Genomic DNA, 19,378 nt, shown 5'->3' on the forward strand with positions numbered 1-19,378 from the left:
GGGCCGATCAACAACCCGGCGACTTGGCGCAGTCCTTGGCGCAGTCGCGCTGGCAATTCATGCGCTCGTCGCCATATGATGCGCGACCCGCCGCCGTCTACGGCCGTCATTGCCGGGCTTGCCCCGGCAATCCATCGCTCAAGAATTCGTCTTTGATGGATGCGCGGGTCAAGCCCGCGCATGACGAGATGGGTTCCGGTGAGACGCAATGAGGATCGAGTGACACAAGCCAAGACACCTTCCCAGCCCCCCGTCGCCCCGCGCCGGCCGCACAGCTTCACCCGGCACGGGATCACCGTGACCGACGACTATGCCTGGCTGAAGGACGAAAAATGGCAGGAGGTGTTGCGCGACCCCAAGGTGCTCGACCCTGATATCCGCAAATATCTGGATGAAGAGAACGTCTACACCGAGAGCCTGCTCGGCCATACCGCCGCCCTCCAGAAGACGCTGGTGCGCGAGATGCGCGGGCGCATCAAGGAGGACGATTCCAGCGTGCCGTCGCCGGATGGCCAGTTCGCCTATTTCCGCAGGTTTCGCGAGGGCGGGCAGCACGAGCTGTTCGGCCGCATGCCACGCGAGGGCGGCAACGAGCATATCGTGCTCGACGGCGACGCGCTGGCAAAAGATCACAAATATTTCAAGTTCGGCGGCAGCCGGCATTCTTACGATCACAAGCTGCAAGCCTGGAGCGCGGACACCAAGGGCTCGGAATATTTTTCGATCCGCGTGCGCGACTGGGCGACGGGGAAGGACTTTGACGACCTCGTCGAGGAGACCGACGGCGGTATCGTCTGGAGCAAGGACGCGAAAAGCTTCTTCTATGTGAAGCTCGACGACAATCACCGCCCGATGCAGGTGTGGCAGCACCGGCTGGGGACGAAACAGGCCGACGACACCCTCGTCTATGAGGAGCAGGATTCCGGCTGGTTCACCCATCTGCACGAGAGCACCAGCGGCCGCTTCTGCGTGATCGCGGGCGGCGATCACGAGACCTCGGAGCAACGGCTGATCGACCTCGAAAGCCCTGATACGCCGCCGCGCCTCGTCGCGGCGCGCGAGGAAGGCGTGCAATATTCGCTCGCCGACCGCGGCGATCAGCTCTTCATCCTCACCAATGCCGATGACGCCATCGACTTCAAGATCGTCACCGCGCCGCTTAGCCAGCCCGAGCGCAAGAACTGGCGCGACCTGATTCCGTATCGTCCGGGCATCTACATCATCGACCTCGATCTCTATGCCGGCCATCTGGTGCGGCTAGAGCGCGCCAATGCGCTGCCGGCGATCGTGATCCGCGATCTCGCGACGGACGAGGAGCACGCCATCGCCTTCGACGAAGCCGCCTATTCGCTCGATACGATGGGTTCCTACGAGTTCGAGACGACGAATTTGCGGTTCGCCTATTCGTCGATGACGACGCCGTCGGAGGTCTATGATTATGACATGGCCAAGCGCACGCGGACCTTGCGCAAGCGCCAGGAGATCCCGTCCGGCCACAATGCGGCCGACTACGTCACCACACGCATCATGGCGAAGGCGCAGGACGGCGCCGAGGTCCCGGTCTCGATCCTCTATCGCCGCGGGCTGAAGCTCGACGGATCGGCACCGCTCCTGCTCTACGGCTACGGCTCCTATGGCATGGCGATGCCGGCCTCGTTCAGCGCCAACCGCCTGTCGCTGGTCGATCGCGGTTTCGTCTACGCCATCGCCCATATCCGCGGCGGCGCCGACAAGGGTTGGGGCTGGTATCTCGACGGCAAGCGCGAGAAGAAGACGAATTCGTTCGACGATTTCGCCGCCAGCGCGCGGGCGCTGATCGACGCCAGGTACACAAGCGCAAAGTGCATCGTCGGCCATGGCGGCTCGGCCGGCGGCATGCTGATGGGCGCGGTGGCGAACCGCGCCGGCGAGCTGTTCGCCGGCATCGTCGCCGAAGTGCCGTTCGTGGACGTGCTCAACACCATGCTCGACGACACGCTGCCGCTGACGCCGCCGGAATGGCCGGAATGGGGCAACCCGATCGAGAGCGAAAAGGATTTTCGCACCATCCTGTCCTACTCGCCCTACGACAATGTCGCGGCGAAGGACTATCCGGCGATCCTGGCCATGGGCGGATTGACCGATCCGCGCGTCACCTATTGGGAGCCCGCCAAATGGATCGCGCGCCTGCGCGCCACCATGCGCGGCGGCGGCCCGGTGCTGCTGCGCACCAACATGGGCGCCGGCCACGGCGGCGCCTCGGGGCGCTTCGACCGTCTCGACGAAGTCGCGATCGTCTATGCGTTTGCGCTGTGGGCGGCGGGGATGGCGGAGGCCGGGATGTAACCACACCCACCGCCGTCGTCCCGGCGAACGCCGGGACCATACCGCGTGATTTATCCGTGAAGCGCAGGTAGCTGTACCGAGCGAAGATTTATTAACTGCGAGTCTTCGCCAAACTTCTCCCTGTGGTTATGGGTCCCGGCCTTCGCCGGGACGACGCTGGTGTTGTGGCGCCACCGACTGTTCAACTACCGTCCGTTCTTCTTCCGCCACGCCGCAAAATCGGTGAGCGTCTGCGGATCGGTGGCGGGATAGAGGCCGAAGATGCCGCGGCCCTTGCCGACTTCCTCGGTGACGAAGTCCTCGAACGCCGTCATCTCGAACGTCTCGTTGGCGATGTCGTCGGCCAGATGCGCGGGGATGACGATGACGCCGTCGGCATCGCCGAGGATGACGTCGCCCGGGAACACCGGCGCGTCGCCGCAGCCGATCGGCACGTTGATCTCGATCGCCTGATGCAGCGTGAGGTTCGTCGGCGCCGAGGGACGATGATGGTAGGCGGGGATGCCGAGCTTGGCGATCTCGGCGGAATCGCGAAAGCCGCCGTCGGTGACGACGCCGGCGACGCCGCGCTTCATCAGCCGCGTCACCAGGATCGCACCGGCCGAGGCCGCGCGCGCGTCCTTGCGGCTGTCCATCACGAGCACGGCGCCCGGAGGGCAATCCTCGACCGCCTTGCGCTGCGGATGCGAGCGGTCCTTGAACACGTCGATGGTGTTGAGATCCTCGCGCGCCGGCATGTAGCGCAGCGTGAAGGCCTCGCCGACCATGGTCGGCTGATCGGCCCCGAGAGGATGCACATCCTGGATCATCTGGATGCGCAGGCCGCGCTTGAACAAGGCGGTCGCGACGGTGGCGGTTGAGACGGATTTGAGCTTGTTGCGGGTGGCTTCGCTGAGTTTGGACATCTCGTACTCTCTCATGGTCGTCATTCCGGGGCGATGCGTCAGCATCTAACCCGGAATCTCGAGGTTCCGGGTCTGGTCCTTCGGACCATCCCGGAACGACAGAAACTAATAAATCGACGGCTCGCCGATCGGCGCGCCGAAATCGGTCTCGAGGAAGTCGAAGTCGCAGCCGTCATTGGCCTGCTTGATGTGCTTGGTGAACATCCAGCCATAGCCGCGCTCGAAGCGGCGCTCGGGCGCCTTCCAGGCGGCGCGGCGCTTTGCGAGCTCGGCCTCCGATACGTCGAGATTGATGGTTCGGGCGGCGACATCGAGCGTGATGCGGTCGCCGTTCTGCACCAGGGCCAGCGGGCCCCCGATGTAGGACTCCGGTGAAACGTGCAGGATGCAGGCGCCGTAGCTGGTGCCGCTCATGCGCGCGTCCGAGATGCGCACCATGTCGCGCACGCCCTGCTTCACGAGCTTGGTCGGGATCGGCAGCATGCCCCATTCCGGCATGCCCGGCCCTCCTTGCGGGCCTGCATTGCGCAGGATCAGGATGTGGTCCTCGGTGACGTCCAGATTGGGATCGTCGACCGCCTTCTTCATCGACGGATAGTCGTCGAACACCAGCGCAGGTCCGGTGTGCTTGAGGAAGCGCGGCGCGCAGGCGGAGGGCTTGATGACGCAGCCGTCGGGCGCGAGATTGCCCTTGAGCACGGCGAGCGCGCCCTCCTTGTAGATGGGATTGTCGACCGAGCGGATCACGTCGTCATTGTGCACCTCGGCATGGGCGATGTTCTCGCCCAGAGACTTTCCGGTGACGGTGATGCAGTCGAGATGCAGATGCGGCTTGATCTGGCCCATCAGCGCCGGCAGGCCGCCGGCATAGAAGAAGTCCTCCATCAGATAGGCGTCGCCGCTCGGCCGTACGTTGGCGATGACAGGCACCTTGCGGCTCGCGATCTCGAAATCGTCGAGCCCGATGTCCTGGCCGGCACGGCGGGCCTGCGCGATCAGATGGATGATCGCGTTGGTCGAGCAGCCCATCGCCATCGCGACCGCGATCGCGTTCTCGAAGGCCTTTCGGGTCTGGATCGTCTTGGGCGTCAGATCCTCCCACACCATCTCGACGATGCGGCGGCCGCATTCGCTGGCCATGCGGATGTGGTTGGCATCGGCTGCCGGAATCGAGGAGGCGCCCGGCAGCGTCATGCCGATGGCTTCGGCGATCGCGGTCATGGTCGAGGCGGTGCCCATGGTCATGCAGGTGCCGTAGCTGCGGGCGATGCCGGCTTCGATGTCGAGCCAGTCCTTGTCGGAGATTTGCCCGGCGCGCCGCTCGTCCCAGTATTTCCAGCCGTCCGAGCCGGAGCCGAGCGTCTTGCCCTTCCAGTTGCCGCGCAGCATGGGACCTGCCGGCAGATAGATCGCCGGAATGTTCATCGAGGTCGCCCCTAACAGCAGCGCCGGCGTGGTCTTGTCGCAGCCGCCCATCAGTACCACGCCGTCGACGGGATGGCTGCGCAGCAGCTCCTCGGCATCCATCGCCAGCAGATTGCGATAGAGCATCGTGGTCGGCTTCAGCAGCGATTCCGACAATGACAGCGCCGGCAGCTCCAGCGGCAGGCCGCCGGCCATCAGGATGCCGCGCTTGACGTCGTCGACGCGCGACTTGAAGTGCATGTGGCAGGGCTGCGCGTCCGACCAGGTGTTGAGGATCGCGATGATCGGGCGGTCCTTCCACTCCTCGGGGGCGTAGCCCATCTGCATGGTGCGGGAGCGGTGGCCGAACGAGCGCAGGTCGTCGGGCGCGAACCAGCGCGCGCTGCGGAGCTGGTCGGGTGTTTTCTTCTTCTTGGTCATGATTGGGTGCCCCATTTCTGGACCGTGTTCCGCTCGATGGCGCGGAAGATCAGGTTCTCGACAAAGAGCCCGATGATAATCACCGTCAAGAGGCCTGCGAAGACGGCGGGTATGTCGAGGAGGTTGCGGTTCTCGAAGATGAACCAGCCGAGCCCGCCCTGGCCCGAGGACACGCCGAACACCAGTTCGGCCGCGATCAGCGTGCGCCAGGCGAAAGCCCAGCCGATCTTGAGGCCGGTGAGGATCGAGCCGAAGGCGGCGGGGATCAGGATCTTTGCGACATAGGGCAGCCCGCGCAGGCCGTAATTGCGGCCGACCATGCGCAGCGTGTTGGAGACGCTCTTGAAGCCGGAATGGGTGTTGAGCGCCACCGGCCACAGCACCGAGTGAATCAGCACGAAAACGAGGCTGCCATTGCCGAGGCCGAACCAGATCAGCGCCAGCGGCAGAAGCGCGATCGCCGGCAGCGGATTGAACATCGCCGTGACCGTTTCCAGGAAATCGGTGCCGATGCGGGTTGAGATTGCAAGCACGGTGAAGATCGCGGCGAGCACGATGCCGGCCGAATAGCCCATGAACAGCACTTTCAGCGACGCCCAGGCGCGCAGCGGGATGGTGCCGTCCTTCACGCGCTCGAACATCGTGACGATCGTGTCGTGCAGCGTCGGAAACAGCAGGGGATTGTCGAGGGCGACGCCATAGGCTTCCCAGACCGCCGCCAGGAACAGGATGATGACGGTCTTGCGGACGAAGCCGTCGTTCCACAACATTTCAGGCACGCTCAGCTTGCGCTCGACCTCGCCTGCGCCGCCGGCCGTGACGACCGACGTGTCACGCAGCAATATTCTCGCTTCGCCCATGTTGGAGGCTCCCTCAATGCGCCGTAGCTTCGGCGGCGAACAGGAGATCGTGGATCTCCTTCTCCAGCCGGCCGGCGCTGCCGTCCGCGCCCGAGACCTTGTCGACATCGACCACCTCGGCCTTGACGCGGCCGGGATGCGGCGACAGCAAGAGGATACGGTTGCCGATGCGGATCGCTTCCGCGATCGAATGGGTCACGAACAGCACGGTGAACCTGGTCTCGCTCCAGAGCTGGAGCAGCTCGTCCTGGCAGGTCCGGCGCGTCAGCGCGTCCAGCGCGGCGAACGGCTCGTCCATCAGCAGGATGTCCGGCTCCATCGCCATGCCGCGCGCGATCGCGACGCGCTGCTTCATGCCGCCGGACAACGTGTGCGGATAGGCATCGACGACGCGGGTGAGGCCGACTTTCTCGATATATGCCCGCGCGCGTGCCTCGGCGTCCTTGCGCGGCAGCTTTCGCGCGGTGAGCAGCGGGAACATCACGTTGGCGAGCACGGTCTTCCACGGCAGCAGCTGGTCGAACTCCTGGAAGATCATCATGCGGTCGGCGCCGGGACCGTGGATCTCGCGGCCGTCGATGCTCATGCGGCCTTCGCTCGGGCTCATGTAGCCGCCGACGGCCTTGAGCAGGGTCGACTTGCCGCAGCCGGACGGCCCGAGCAGCACGAAGCGGTCGGACCTGTCGACGGTGAAGCTCACCCTCTCGGTGGCGGTGACGACGGCGCTGGAGGTCTTGTAGCGCAGCGTCACGCCGCTGACATCGAGCAGCGCCATCAGTTGCCCTTCAGGTCGTGCGCGACGGGGAGATAATAGTCGGTCCAGGCCTTGGGCTGGTTCTTCAGCGTGCCGGTCTTGTAGAGGTGGGCGGCGAACTTCATCGTGCCCTGCGGCTCGAGATTCCACTCCATCATGCCGGGTTCCTTCAGGAGATCGAGCAGCTCTTCCACCGAGGTCTTGTCGCCGGTGATCTCCTTGTAGATCTCGACGGCCTGTTTGGTGTCGCTGCGGATCAGGTCCTGCGCTTCCTTGGTGGCGTCGCGCACCGCCTGGATGATCTTGGGATTGGCGTCGGCGAATTTGGTCGTGGTGAAGAATTGCGCCTGGCTGAGCGGGCCGCCCATCACGTCGGGCGACGACAGCACGACATGCGCGCCCGGCACGTTCTTCAGCTCCAGGAACGTGAACGGCGGGATCGAGAAGTGAGTGTGCACCTCGTGCTTGGGATTGGCGAGCGCCGCATAGGCGTCGGGATGGCCGAGCTGCACGGTGTTGGCGTCGAGCTTGGACCATTGATCGGCACCGAAGGCCTCGGCCGCCGCGATCTGAAGCACGATTGCCTGCGTCGAGACCTTGACAGTCGGCACCGCGATCTTGTCACCGGGGCCGAAATCCTTGATCGACTTGATGTTGGCGTCGCGACTGATCAGCGTCATCGGCTGCGCCGAGGTCGCGACGATGCCCTTCACGCCGCCGCGGGTACGGTCCCACAGCAGCAGGAGATTGCCTGTGCCGGTGTTGAGAATGTCGACGCCACCGGCGAGCAGCGCATCGGTCTGCGCGCCACCGCCGGAGAAGGTCACCCATTTGGTGGTGACGCCGGGTACCCCGAGCGAAGCAGCATGCTTCTCGATCAGCTTCTGCTTCTCCATGATGTGGCTCGGCATGTAGAAAATGCCGGGCTGGCGCGACAGCGAGATCTCGGATTTCTGCTGGGCACGCGCCGCGGATACCGGCAGGACGGTTGCGGCGATCAGGGCCATGGCGGCACAGCCGCGCTGGAATTGCGTCATCATTGTTGTTCGTTTCCTCTGGCCGCCATTGACGGAAGACCTTGCTGATGCACTAATGCATTAGTGCATCAAAGGCAAGTCCGCCGGAGTCGCAGTCATGGAATCAGCCCATCCCGCGCCCCGCACGGCCGCCCGGCTCGATCGCGGCCGCCAGGCCGCGCCGCAGGTGTTCGAGCGGCTGCGCAACGCCATTCTCGCGCTCGAACTGCCGCCGGGCTCACCGCTGTCGCGTACCGATCTCGCCGCGCAATTCGGTGTCAGCTCGACGCCGATCCGGGACGCGCTGATGCGGCTGGAGGAGGAAGGGCTCGTCGACGTGTTTCCGCAGCACGCGACCGTGGTCAGCCGGGTCGACGTCGGCCGCGCCGAGCAGGCCCATTTCCTGCGCCAGGCGCTCGAGCTCGAAATCGTCCGGATGCTCGCGGAGCAACATGACCAGGCCCTGGTCATCCGCCTCGACCACGCGATCGCGCTCCAGCAGCAATTCGCCAAGGCCGGGGACTTCGAGAGCTTCATCGCCGGTGACAATGATTTTCATGCGCAGCTTTATGCAGCCGCCGGCAAACAGGAGCTGTGGGCGCTGGTGCGCAGCCGCAGCGGACATATCGACCGCCTGCGCCGGCTGCACCTGCCCTCGCCCGGCAAGGCCCAGAACATCGTGCGCCACCACAGACTGATCACCCGCGCGATCGAGGCGGCAGACGCCGATGCCGCGCAACAGCATCTGCGCAAGCATCTGTCGGGCACGCTAAGCGAGCTCGACAAGATCCGGAGCCACCACCCCGAATACCTGACGGACTAGTCAGGCGGCGGTGCGCCGCTCCGGCCCGCGATAATCGGCATCGTCGCTCCTGCGGCGGTCCATCGGACCGCTGCGCAGCTTGACGAAGAAGGCCTGCACCTCGGCGGCGAGGCGTTCGGCCGCCGCCGAAACATGGTTCGCGGCCCCCATCACGTCGTCGGCCGAGCGGTTGGTTTCCGCGATGGCGCGGGAGACGGTCCCGATGCTGGTGGCCAGCGTTTGCGTTCCCGACGCCGCCATCTGGACGTTCTGCGAGATCTCCCGCGTTGCCGCGCCCTGCTCCTCCACGGCGCTGGCAATCGCCGCGGTCACCTCGTCGATCCGGCGCATGGCGGTTGCGACCTCCTTGACGGAGGCGACCGCGCTGCCGGTCGAATTCTGGATCGCGGCAATGTGCTGGGTGATGTCCTGCGTCGCATTACGGGTCTGGTCGGCCAGCGCCTTGACCTCGGAGGCCACCACCGCAAAGCCGCGGCCGGCCTCACCGGCGCGCGCCGCCTCGATGGTGGCGTTGAGCGCCAGGAGGTTGGTCTGGGCCGCGATCGCCTGGATCAGGTCGACCACCGAGCTGATGCTCTGGGCCGCGTGCGCGAGACCTTCGATCTCGGCCTCGGAGCGCGCGGTGACCTCGCCCGCGGACCGCACGGTCTTGTTCGACAGTTCGATCTGCCGGCCGATCTCGACGATGGAGCTCGCAAGCTGCTCGGCCGCCGCGGCGACGGTCTGGACGTTGACCGCCGTCTGCTCGGAGGCGCTCGCCGCGGAAGCTGCCTGGCTCGTCGCATGGTGCGCGATCCCGCCGAGGCTCTCCGCGGTCTGCCGCATGGTCCCCGCATTCTCGTCGACCAGCGCGAGCAGGTCGCGCGAGGTCGCACGAAATTCCTCGACCGCATTCTCCGTGTTGCGGTTGGCCGCCTCGCGGGCCTCCGCTTCGCGCGCGAGCTCCGCCGCCGCCTGCTGCTGGGCGATTACGTTGTCGCGGAATTTGGCCACCGCCTGCGAGACGATTCCAATCTCGTCGCCGCGCTCAGCCGTCCTGAATTCGACACTGGTATCGCCGCCGGACAGGCGCGCGGAATCGCCGACCAGCTCGACGATCGGACGGGTGATGGAGCGCGCGACCAGGATCGCAATCGCCGTTCCAAGCGCCAGCCCCGCGGCGAGCAGGATCCATTGCAGCAGAAGCAGTCTCTCGACCTCGTCGGCCACGCTGCGGGCGTCCTCGGCAAGCTTGGACTGCTGGTCACTCTTGAGGCCGCCCGCGCGCTTGCCCTCGGCGTCCTTCCTGCCGTCGAGAAGATCGAGGATCCGGGCCGCGCGCGGAGCGGCCTCGGTGGACAGAATAAAGACCGGCATGTTCCATTGCGGCGTCTGGCGGATCGCGAAGATCTTCTGCGGCAACGGCGTGAAGGCCTCGTTCGCCCTGGCGATGGCCCGGTAGGCGGTCGCCTGCCTTTCGGTGAGCAGATCCGCCTGGGTCCCGACGGATGCGAGCGCGGCCCTGAAGGTCGCAAGCGGCTTTTCGAACTTGTCACGGTCGGCCGCCTCTCCCGAGGCGACGTAGAGCCGCAATTGCGATCCCGCCGCGGCCAGATTGCCGCGCACGTCGGCGAAGGTCTTGAGCAGGCGCTTGCGCTGCGGCGTCGCCTCCAGTGCCTCCTCCTCGTCGATCATCGCGGTGATCTCGGCGAACATGGTCGCGATCAGCGGCGCGGCCTCCTTTGCCAGGAGCTCGCTCGCAGGATAGGCCGACGGGGTGAAGGCGGTGAGCTCGGCCTTGTCCTGGGCCTGGCGGAATTCTGCGATCAGCGCCTTGGCTTCGCTCCAGGTGGTCTTGTTCTGCGGACTGGAGAAACCCTCCGCCATGCGGTCGACCGCAGCGGCGGTGCGATCCAGGTCGGCCCAGACCGCCGCCCGGTCACGCTTGCCCTGCGCATCGCCGGTCAGCAGATAGCCGCGCAGCACCGAGAGCGTGGAGTAGAGATTGCCGACGAGCTCCGTGCTTGCGACGGCGACCGGCGCTCGCTGATCCACGACCGTCTTGATGCGCGACGAGATATCCGAGACGGCCGCGACGGTGTAAATTACGGTCGCGGCGAGCAGAACGCAGATCAGCGCAAAGCCGCCGAGCAGCCGGGTCCGAATGCCGGTGTTCGCAATCGATTTAAACATGAAAGATCTCGTGCTGGTGGTCGGTTGATCGGCCGGCGTGGGGCAGAGGCCAGAATGTGGACAATGAAATGCGCAAAATGCGGGTACCGAAACTGAGGGGGATTGTGGTCACTCGCCTTTAACTCATGGTGAAATCCGGGTCCCGTACAACTACGGCGATACCATGGGCTCATATGCACGCAAGCGTGCGTACAAACTGCAATGGCATCGCCCCCTTTGCGCGCCGGCCGGGTCAATCGCACCCAAAACGCAAGCCGCTTGCGGGGCGGACAGAATCCGCGCAACAATTTCGTCTTTGATGCTTTGATTTGCGGTCACTGGAACGTCCCAGCCGACCCGGAGGAATTCAGACGTGGCCAACATCCTGATCGTGGATGACGACCCGGCCGTGCAGATCACGATCCGGCTGCTTCTGGAGAGGGCCGGTCATCACGTCACCGTCGCCGGCGACGGCCACAAGGGACTTGCGCTGTTCGAGGCCAGTCAGTTCGACCTCCTGTTTCTCGACATCTTCATGCCCGGCATGGACGGGCTGGAGGCGATGCGCCACATCCGGGCGCAGCAGCCGGCGATTCCGATCATCGTCATTTCCGGCCGATCGATCTCGCCGGACGCTTATGCGGAGCCGGATTTCCTGAAGATGGCGACCAAGCTCGGCGCAGTGGCAAGCCTTCAGAAGCCGTTCCGGGCAGACGCGCTGCTCGCCGCGGTCAACGGCTGCCTCGACGCGGGCAAGCCGGAGGAGCCCGATGTCAGAACCGGCCGCCGATGACGACGGCGCTTCCTCTGCTCCAGGCCAGGACAGGCGCGGTCATCCGGAAACCCCTGCGATTATCTCCATGACACTTGCAACGCGGCTGGCCATTGCGATGATCCTGCTGGTGGCGGCTACCGTGACCGCAGTCGGTTGGCTGGGCTATCGCAACACAACACAAGCCGTCATTCCGCGGGTCCTGGAGCGGGTCGAAGCCCAGTCACGCCTGCTGGCCACCAATCTTGAATCCTACGTTGCCGGAGTTCGCGGCGATCTGCTCGGCTATCGCTCCGCCGCGGGAATCAACGGTCTGATCCGGGCTCACCTCGGCGGAGGAATCGACGCCCTCGACGGCGTTTCAGAGCAGACCTGGCGCGAGCGCATCGCGGCGCGGCTCGCGGCCGAGATCGAGGCCAAACCCAGCTACGGGCAGTTTCGAATCATCGGCCTTGACGACGACCAGCGCGAACTGGTCCGCGTCGATCGCTCCGGCCCGAACGGAGCAGTACGGATCGTCCCTGACAGCGAACTGGAGCGCAAGAGCGAACGAACCTACTTTCAGGAAACGATACGACTGGCGCAGGGCGAGATTTATGTGTCGCCCATCGAACTCGCGACCCGCCAGGGGGGAACCACGGCCTTGCACACGCCGACCCTGCGGGCCGCGACGCCGCTGTTCACGCCGGACGGCAAGCCGTTCGGCATCATCATCGCCAATATCGACATGCGTCCGGCACTCGACCGCATTCGCTCGACGACGAGCTCGGGGGGCGAGATCTACGTCGTGAATGCGCGCGGCGACTATCTGGTTCATCCCGATCAGACACGAGAATTCGGCTCGTTGCGCGGCCACCCCACCAACTGGCGCAATGATTTCCCATTCTTCTCAGCACTGGCAGGCTCGCCGGGAGTATCCACGCAGCTCACGACCGATGCCTCGGGCCGGCCGAGCGGCGCGGCGATCGCGCCTGCGGTGCTTGCGAGCAAGGAATGGGTCGCAATCATCGTGACCATTCCCCCGGCCGTCTTTGGCCGCGTGCCGGCCGCCATTCAAAAAACGTCCTTGCTCGTCGGCCTGCTGTCCGTCCTCGCCGCGGCTTTGCTCGCGGTGCTGGTGGCACGCTCCCTGACTCGCCCGATCGGGCGCCTGACCGCGGCCGTGGAAGCCATCGGCAGCGGACGGCCAGCGGATATTCCCGTCGATGCAAGCGGCGAGACGGGCGTGCTGGCGCGGGCCTTTGCCCATATGGTCGAGGAGATGAAGGCAAAGACGTCGGCACTGGAGTACGAGATCGAGGAGCGGCGTCGCACCGAGGCCGTCCGCGATCAGCTCGCCGTCCGCGAGAGCCTGTTCAGCGCGGCGGTCCAATCCTCCGACGATTCGATCGTCCTGCAAACGCTCGACGGCACCATCATCGGCTGGAACGCGGCAGCCGAACGCCTCTACGGCTATTCGGCCGAGGAAGCGATCGGACAGCCGACGTCGATCCTGCTTCCGCCGGATCGCAGCGAAGAGGGCAAGGACTATCTTCGGCGGATTGCGAGGGGTGAGCGGATCGAGCATTTCGAAACCGCGCGCCTGCGCAAGGATGGCAGCCCGGTCGAAATCTCGGTGAGCCTCTCGCCGATCAGGGGCCCCTCCGGCGAGATCATCGGCGCCTCGGGCTCGGCGCGCAGCCTCACCGAGGCGCGACGGACCGAGCGGGCGCTAAAGCAGCAGCTCGAGGAGCGGCGGCAGCTTTTCGACGCCTCGCAGGACCTGATCATGATCATGGACTCGCAGGGCCACATCGTGCAGATCAGCCCGAGCTGCGAGGCCGTTCTCGGCCACCCGCCCGACGACATGATCGGCCGCAGCGGCGTCGATTTCATCCACCCGGACCATCTCGATCAATCCCGCGAGGAAATGCGCGCGCTCAGGCGCGGCGGGCATCCGAAGCTCGCCGACACCCGCTGCCTCCACAGGGACGGACGCGAGATCTGGCTGTCCTGGCTCGGCAACTGGTCCGATCAGGCCAAGCGCTACTTCTTGGTCGGGCGCGACATGACCGAGGCAAGGCTCGCCGCGGAGTCCCTGCGCGAAAGCGAGCAGCTGGCCCGCAACATCGTCGAGACCGCGCTCGACGCCTTCGTCCAGACCGACGACCGCAGCATCATCCTGAACTGGAGCACGCGGGCCGAAGAGCTGTTCGGCTGGCGCCGCGACGAGGCGCTGGGCAGGAATGCGGTCGATCTGATCGTCGCACAGAGTGAGCGCCGGCGGGTCACGGTCGGCCTCGCGCACTTCCTGGAGTCCGCGGATGGCCGGAGGCTCAACCGCCGCCGCGAGCTCATGGTTCGCCGTCGCGACGGCAAGGAATTCAAGGCCGAGCTGAGCGTCACGGCGCTGAAGCGCCGGGAGGGCATCCTGTTCAACGTCTTCTACCGCGACCTCACCGACAAGATCGCGTCCGAGGAGCGCATCCGCCATGCCGAGAAGATGGAGGCGGTCGGCCAGCTCACCGGCGGCGTCGCGCACGACTTCAACAACATCCTCACCGTGATCACCGGGACGATCGAAATCCTCAGCGACGCAGTGGCCAAGGAGCCCGAGCTTGCGGCGATCACCCGGATGATCGACGAGGCCGCTGGACGCGGCGCCGAGCTGACCCAGCACCTGCTCGCATTCGCGCGCAAGCAGCCGCTCCAGCCGCGCGAGATCGACATCAACTCGCTGATCGTCGACACCGCAAAGCTGCTGCGGCCGACGCTGGGCGAGCAGATCCAGATCGAATCCGTGTTCGAAGAGGAGAGCTGCGTTGCGATCGTCGATCCCAACCAGCTCACCACGGCGATCCTCAACCTCGCGCTCAACGCCCGCGACGCCATGCCCGGCGGCGGCAAGCTGATCGTGGAGACGGGCGCCGCCTATCTCGACGAGGTCTATGCCAGCGTCAACGACGTCCGGCCCGGACACTATGTGCTGATCGCCGTGAGCGACACCGGAACCGGCATTCCATCCAACATGCTGGCCAGGGTGTTCGATCCCTTCTTCACCTCGAAGGGACCGGGCAAGGGCACCGGACTCGGGCTTTCGATGGTCTACGGCTTCATCAAGCAGTCCGCAGGCCACATCAAGATCTACAGCGAGGAAGGCCACGGCACCACGATCAAGATGTACCTGCCACCCGGCAAGACGGCGACGGCGGTCGGCGACGGCGTGATTCCCGCGACGATCGAGGGCGGACACGAGACGATCCTGGTGGTCGAGGACGACCGGCTGGTGCGCGACTACGTGCTGGCGCAACTGCACGCGCTGGGCTACGTCACCTTGCAGGCTGCGAACGCCGCGGAAGCGCTCGCGATCGTTGCCGCCGGAGAGCCTTTCGACCTGGTGTTCACCGACGTCATCATGCCCGGTAAGATGAACGGACGGCAGCTCGCCGACGAGCTGATGAAGACGCGCCCCGATCTCAAAGTGGTCTACACGTCGGGCTATACCGAGAACGCGATCATCCATCACGGCCGGCTGGATTCGGGCGTTCTGCTGCTCGCGAAGCCCTACCGCAAATCGGATCTCGCGCGGATCATCCGCAAGGCGCTGCTGGGGTGACTCGCCGCACTGTAGCCCGGATGAGCGAAGCGACATCCGGGACTCTGCGGCAGTGTTCCCGGGTGTCGCGGAGCCTGTCATCGGGCGGCGCTTCGCGCCGACCCGTTGGCTCACCCGGGCTACGAAAGCTCAACCGAAAGACTTACGACGCGCGCTGCGCCGCGGTCATCACGATCCGGATCAGGTCGGCCGCATTGCGCGCGCCGAGCTTCTTCATGATGTTGGCGCGGTGGTCCTCGATGGTGCGCGGGCTGATGCCGAGCGTGCGGCCGGCTTCCTTGTTGGATGCGCCGGCGGCGAACTGCTCGAGCACCTCGCGCTCACGCCGCGTCAACGGCTCGCGTCCGGGGAAATGCAGCGAGCCGAATTTCGGCGCTGCGTTCTCCGCCTGCCTGCGCGCATAGGCGCCGATCGCCTCGTCGAGGCGGCCGACGATCTCGCTGCCGCGGAACGGCTTCTCGATGAAGTCGAGCGCGCCGCTCTTGATGGCGCCCACCGCCATCGCGATGTCGCCCTGCCCGGAGATCATGAAGATCGGCGCCGGATAATCCTCACCCTGCAGCTCCTTCAGAATGTCGAGACCCGACTTTCCGGGAATGTTCACGTCGAGCAGGATCGCAGCCGGTGTGCGGTTTCGCGCGACGGAGAGCAGCGCTGCGCCGTCCGCAAAACAGATCACCTCATAGCCCGCCGCCTTCAACACCATCGACAAGGTGTCGCGAACGGCCGGGTCGTCGTCGACTACGAAGATTTCACCGCGAGAGGTTTGTTCGGCCATGTGCCATGTCCAATTGGCATTAGAGTCCATTCGGCATTGAGGACTCGCGTCCGCGCCAACCCTTATGGCGTTCGGCGCGGATTCGGCCCACCCGTATTTGTACGGGACATGGACTTAACGCACAAGTAGCGGCATGGCGCCTAATTGCGGGGGACGGAGAATATCCATGCTAAATTCGGCTGGCACGCCACTTCTCGTCACGACGCCCGAGGCCGACAGCCGTCAGTTGATCGCGGCCGACCTTCGCTGCCTGATCGCGCAGATCGAGAGCAGCATGCGCCTGATCGACGCAGCCATGATCGACGCAGGCCTGGAGCGGGACGACAGCGGCGATCAGGCGGGTTCCACCGACATTTTGGTGCTCGACGACGTCACGCCGCGTTATGCCACGGCGAGCGCCGCCCTCAACGTCTGTCGGGCGGGCCTTGGCCGCGCCCTTCAATACCTGTCGGATTCCGGCGACCCGGTATAGGTCGCGATCGGCGCGGCGGCGGCCGCGCCCGATTGCATGGCAGCTCCGCGCGTCAGGTGCGGTGCCGTTCCACGATCGCGTCGCTGGCGACACCACCCCAGGTGTGGATCGCCGGCAGCCCCATCGCGGTCTTGCCGAGGTTGGCGAGGCTGATGCGCAGGGCCGCCAGATCGAGCGGCTTCGGCAGGCCCTGGAGCTGGATCCCGACGGAGCGGGCGAAGCTGCGGGCGGCGCTGCGGCGCTTGCCGTCCATGCCGCTGATGACGATCACGGCACCGGCGAACTTGGCCTTCGCCATCTCGCGCAACACGTCGATGCCGTCGCCATCCTCCAGCACGAGATCGAGCGTCACGCAGTCGAAGCGCGCGGCGCGGAGCTTCTCGATCGCTTCCGCCACGGACGGCGCCACGGTGACTTCGTGGCCGGCCTGCTTGGCGGCGACCGTGATCAGGCTGCGCTGCGTGGCGTCGTCATCGACCACCAGGAGCTGGAGCGCACGCCGCTCGGCGACGTCGGGCAGGTTTGACGGGACGGGGGAGAGGGAACTTCTGGGCATTGCCGTATTCCTGAGATTGAGACGGGCAATGGATACACGGCGCGGGCTTCGGCCACGTAAAGCCGCCGCGGCAAATTCGTCCGGATGTTTCAGCAAATGTAAAGCAACGTGGCGGAAAGCGCTGGCCGCCACGCGCCGGTCAGGCCGCCGCGTCGTGGCCGCCGGCCGCGCCGCGCTTCTTCCGGTTCTTGCCGCGCAGGAACTGGATGTCCATTTCGGCGCCGTTGACGCGCACCAGCTCGCAGCGGCGGTAGGCAAGGCCGGTGGACGACAACAGCAGGAAGAACTCTTTCAGGTTCAGCCCCTGGATCGAGCCTTCAACCGTGAGGATGGCGTCGGTATCGGAAATGGCGTTGAGCTTGCAGTCACGGCGCCAGGTGCCGTCGATGGCCATGATGCAGACATCATAGCCGCGACTGAAGGTGACGCGCTCCGCGCCTTTTCCATCCTCGGCCATGCCTATCGTCCTGCCATCACCGCCATGCGCGGCGCCGCGCCGGCGAGGGCCGGCTTGGCCGCGGCGGCACGCGGATCGTTCGGCTTGTAGAGGCCACGCCGGTCGGGAATCGGCCTGAACGTATCGGTCAGTCCGACCACGGTTTCGGCGGCCCCCAGCACGAGGAAGCCGTCGGGCTCGATCTGGCGCGCCAGCCGGTTGAAGATGTTGATCTTGGTCTCCTGGTCGAAATAGATCAGCACGTTGCGGCAGAAGATGACGTCGAACGTACCGAGCTGGGCGAAATCGTGCAGCAGGTTGAGCTGGCGGTGCTGGATCATCGCCCGCAATTCGGGATTGATCTGCCAGGTCTCGCCGGTCTGCTTGAAGTATTTCACCAGCATCTGGATCGGCAGGCCGCGCTGCACCTCGAACTGGCTGTAGATGCCGGCCTTGGCCTTCTCCAGCACCTCCTGCGACAGATCGGTCGCGATGATCTCGACGCGCCAGCCGGTGAGGGCTGCACCCATCTCCTTCAGGCACATCGCCAGCGAATAGGGCTCCTGCCCGGTCGAGCCGGCGGCGCACCAGATCCGCACGCTGCGGCGGCCGGCCCGCGCCTTGATGACCTCAGGCATGATGGTGTCGCGGAAATGATCGAACGGGACCTTGTCGCGGAAGAAGAAGGTCTCGTTGGTGGTCATGGCTTCGACCACGTCGGTGATGAGCACGCGCGAGCCGCCTTGCAGTTTCTGCACGAGCTCGGGGATGCCGGAGAGCCCGGCCTTGCGGGCGAGCGGCAAGAGACGGCTTTCGATCAGATATTGCTTGTCTGCGGACAGATCGAGACCGGAATTGTCCTTCAGGAACTTGCGCAGATACTCATACTCGGTCGGGGTCACAGATGGCCTCTCGAAAGCTGTACTGAAAACACTCTGGCCGAAACACTCGGGCCAGACACACTCAGACCATGGCTTGTCCGACCGGGATCAAGCCGACTTCAGCGAACTTGTCGGCGATAATGTCTTTGTCGAAGGGCTTCATGATGTACTCGTTCGCGCCGCCGCTGAGCGCCTGGGCGATATGAGCCACGTTGTTCTCGGTGGTGCAGAACACCACCTTGGGCTGATCGCCGCCGGGCAGGCGGCGCATGTGGCCCATGAACTCGAAGCCGTCCATCACGGGCATGTTCCAGTCCAGCAGCACCGCGTCGGGCAGTTGCCGCTGGCAGATCTCCAGCGCCTTCGAGCCGTCCTCGGCTTCGGTGACCTGGAAGTCCAGGCCTTCCAGGATGCGGCGCGCGATCTTGCGCACGACGCTGGAATCATCGACCACCAAACACGTTTTCATTTTGGTTCTCCGGCTTCGATGTTTCGTTGGCTCACGCAGCCATTTGGACCTTGGTTTCGAGCTCGAGGACGCGATCGACGTCGAGGACGACCATGAGCTGGCCGTCGAGACGGTGGACGCCGCCGGCGAGCTTGGCCATGCGGGGGTCGAGGTTGACGGGGTTCTCTTCCTTGCCGTCCTCGGGCAGGCGCAGCACCTCGCCGATCTGGTCGATCAGCAGGCCATAGGATTCGCCGCGCAGGTCGACACCGACCGCCATCGGCACCTTGCCGTCCTCGGGCCTGGGCAGGCCGAGACGGGCGCGCATGTCGACCACGGTGACGATGCGGCCGCGCAGGTTGAGGACGCCGGCGATCTCGCGCGAGGACAGCGGCACGCGGGTGACGCGCTCGGGCATGAACACGTCCTGGACGCGGGAGATCGGCAGGCCGAACAGCTGGCCGCCGATCATCGCGGTGACGTATTCGACCATGGCGCCTTCGGTGGTCTGCATCTTGTTGGCCATAAGCGTATCTCCTGATCCGGTTCTTTCGTTTTGAGCATGATCTCGTCGGAAAACCGCTTCACACTTTTCCGGATCATGCTCTGGTTACGCCGCGGCCCGGCTCAGCTCGGAGGCGCCGGCGGCGCCCGCGGTCTGTTCCTTCAGCGCCGCGATCAGACCGGGACGGTCGAACTTGGCGACATAGTCGTGGAAGCCGGCCTGACGGCCGCGCTCGATTGCCGCCGGCGACACCAGC

At 65.4% G+C, this 19,378-nt stretch carries 17 protein-coding genes; 5 read left to right on the forward strand and 12 right to left on the reverse strand.

The genetic code is table 11. The annotated features are described in order from the left end of the window. Nucleotides 1-219: 219 nt before the first annotated feature. Complete coding sequence (locus tag A3M7_RS0127365; protein ID WP_027546783.1) at nt 220-2,325, forward strand: S9 family peptidase; 2,106 nt, start codon at nt 220-222, stop codon at nt 2,323-2,325. Nucleotides 2,326-2,510: 185 nt separating this feature from the next. Here the strand turns inward: A3M7_RS0127365 and A3M7_RS0127370 are convergent, their stop codons facing one another. The 5 genes from A3M7_RS0127370 to A3M7_RS0127390 form a co-directional block, all read right to left on the reverse strand. Beyond that, complete coding sequence (locus tag A3M7_RS0127370) at nt 2,511-3,230, reverse strand: ribonuclease activity regulator RraA (protein WP_027546784.1); 720 nt, start codon at nt 3,228-3,230, stop codon at nt 2,511-2,513. 105 nt (nt 3,231-3,335) lie between these two features. Continuing rightward, the gene (araD, locus tag A3M7_RS0127375) at nt 3,336-5,075 is read right to left on the reverse strand and encodes an L-arabinonate dehydratase (protein WP_027546785.1); all 1,740 of its coding nucleotides are present in this window, start codon (nt 5,073-5,075) and stop codon (nt 3,336-3,338) included. Continuing rightward, a complete protein-coding gene (locus A3M7_RS0127380; RefSeq protein ID WP_027546786.1) occupies nt 5,072-5,935 on the reverse strand; it encodes an ABC transporter permease in 864 nt (287 codons plus the stop codon). The genes araD and A3M7_RS0127380 overlap by 4 nt, the downstream gene beginning before the upstream one ends. Nucleotides 5,936-5,948: 13 nt before the next feature. Then, nucleotides 5,949-6,710, reverse strand: coding sequence for an ABC transporter ATP-binding protein (locus A3M7_RS0127385; RefSeq protein WP_027546787.1), 762 nt, complete (start codon nt 6,708-6,710; stop codon nt 5,949-5,951). Then, the gene (locus A3M7_RS0127390; protein WP_027546788.1) at nt 6,710-7,729 is read right to left on the reverse strand and encodes an ABC transporter substrate-binding protein; all 1,020 of its coding nucleotides are present in this window, start codon (nt 7,727-7,729) and stop codon (nt 6,710-6,712) included. Before A3M7_RS0127390 ends, A3M7_RS0127385 begins: the two co-directional genes overlap by 1 nt. Before the next feature lie 94 nt (nt 7,730-7,823). Between A3M7_RS0127390 and A3M7_RS0127395 the strand changes: the two genes are divergently transcribed. Further along, on the forward strand, nt 7,824-8,528 hold the full coding sequence (locus A3M7_RS0127395; protein WP_027546789.1) for a GntR family transcriptional regulator: 705 nt from the start codon (nt 7,824-7,826) through the stop codon (nt 8,526-8,528). Here the strand turns inward: A3M7_RS0127395 and A3M7_RS0127400 are convergent, their stop codons facing one another. Beyond that, the gene (locus tag A3M7_RS0127400) at nt 8,529-10,700 is read right to left on the reverse strand and encodes a methyl-accepting chemotaxis protein (RefSeq protein WP_027546790.1); all 2,172 of its coding nucleotides are present in this window, start codon (nt 10,698-10,700) and stop codon (nt 8,529-8,531) included. Between the two features lie 352 nt (nt 10,701-11,052). Between A3M7_RS0127400 and A3M7_RS0127405 the strand changes: the two genes are divergently transcribed. Beyond that, entirely contained in the window at nt 11,053-11,472 is a 420-nt protein-coding gene (locus A3M7_RS0127405) for a response regulator (protein ID WP_027546791.1), read from the forward strand. Further along, complete coding sequence (locus A3M7_RS0127410; RefSeq protein WP_027546792.1) at nt 11,450-15,046, forward strand: PAS domain S-box protein; 3,597 nt, start codon at nt 11,450-11,452, stop codon at nt 15,044-15,046. Before A3M7_RS0127405 ends, A3M7_RS0127410 begins: the two co-directional genes overlap by 23 nt. Before the next feature lie 142 nt (nt 15,047-15,188). Here the strand turns inward: A3M7_RS0127410 and A3M7_RS0127415 are convergent, their stop codons facing one another. Beyond that, the gene (locus A3M7_RS0127415; protein WP_027546793.1) at nt 15,189-15,824 is read right to left on the reverse strand and encodes a response regulator transcription factor; all 636 of its coding nucleotides are present in this window, start codon (nt 15,822-15,824) and stop codon (nt 15,189-15,191) included. A 166-nt stretch (nt 15,825-15,990) separates the two neighbouring features. Here A3M7_RS0127415 and A3M7_RS49895 point away from each other — a divergent pair, with 166 nt between their 5' ends. Beyond that, nucleotides 15,991-16,296, forward strand: a complete 306-nt coding sequence (locus A3M7_RS49895) for a hypothetical protein (protein ID WP_027546794.1) — start codon at nt 15,991-15,993, stop codon at nt 16,294-16,296. 52 nt (nt 16,297-16,348) lie between these two features. Here A3M7_RS49895 and A3M7_RS0127425 read toward each other — a convergent pair whose 3' ends face one another. The 5 genes from A3M7_RS0127425 to A3M7_RS0127445 all read right to left on the reverse strand — a co-directional run bounded on the left by A3M7_RS0127425 (nt 16,349) and on the right by A3M7_RS0127445 (nt 19,143). After that, a complete protein-coding gene (locus tag A3M7_RS0127425) occupies nt 16,349-16,852 on the reverse strand; it encodes a response regulator (protein ID WP_027546795.1) in 504 nt (167 codons plus the stop codon). 139 nt (nt 16,853-16,991) lie between these two features. Beyond that, on the reverse strand, nt 16,992-17,309 hold the full coding sequence (locus A3M7_RS0127430; protein WP_011083221.1) for a hypothetical protein: 318 nt from the start codon (nt 17,307-17,309) through the stop codon (nt 16,992-16,994). Between the two features lie 2 nt (nt 17,310-17,311). Beyond that, on the reverse strand, nt 17,312-18,190 hold the full coding sequence (locus tag A3M7_RS0127435; RefSeq protein WP_027546796.1) for a protein-glutamate O-methyltransferase CheR: 879 nt from the start codon (nt 18,188-18,190) through the stop codon (nt 17,312-17,314). Between the two features lie 61 nt (nt 18,191-18,251). After that, nucleotides 18,252-18,638: a response regulator gene (locus A3M7_RS0127440; protein ID WP_027546797.1), complete on the reverse strand. Its 387-nt coding sequence runs from the start codon at nt 18,636-18,638 to the stop codon at nt 18,252-18,254. A gap of 31 nt (nt 18,639-18,669) precedes the next feature. Next, entirely contained in the window at nt 18,670-19,143 is a 474-nt protein-coding gene (locus A3M7_RS0127445; protein ID WP_027546798.1) for a chemotaxis protein CheW, read from the reverse strand. Nucleotides 19,144-19,378 lie beyond the last annotated feature (235 nt).

Source organism: Bradyrhizobium sp. WSM2254 (assembly GCF_000472645.1).
Classification (GTDB): Bacteria; Pseudomonadota; Alphaproteobacteria; order Rhizobiales; family Xanthobacteraceae; genus Bradyrhizobium; species Bradyrhizobium niftali.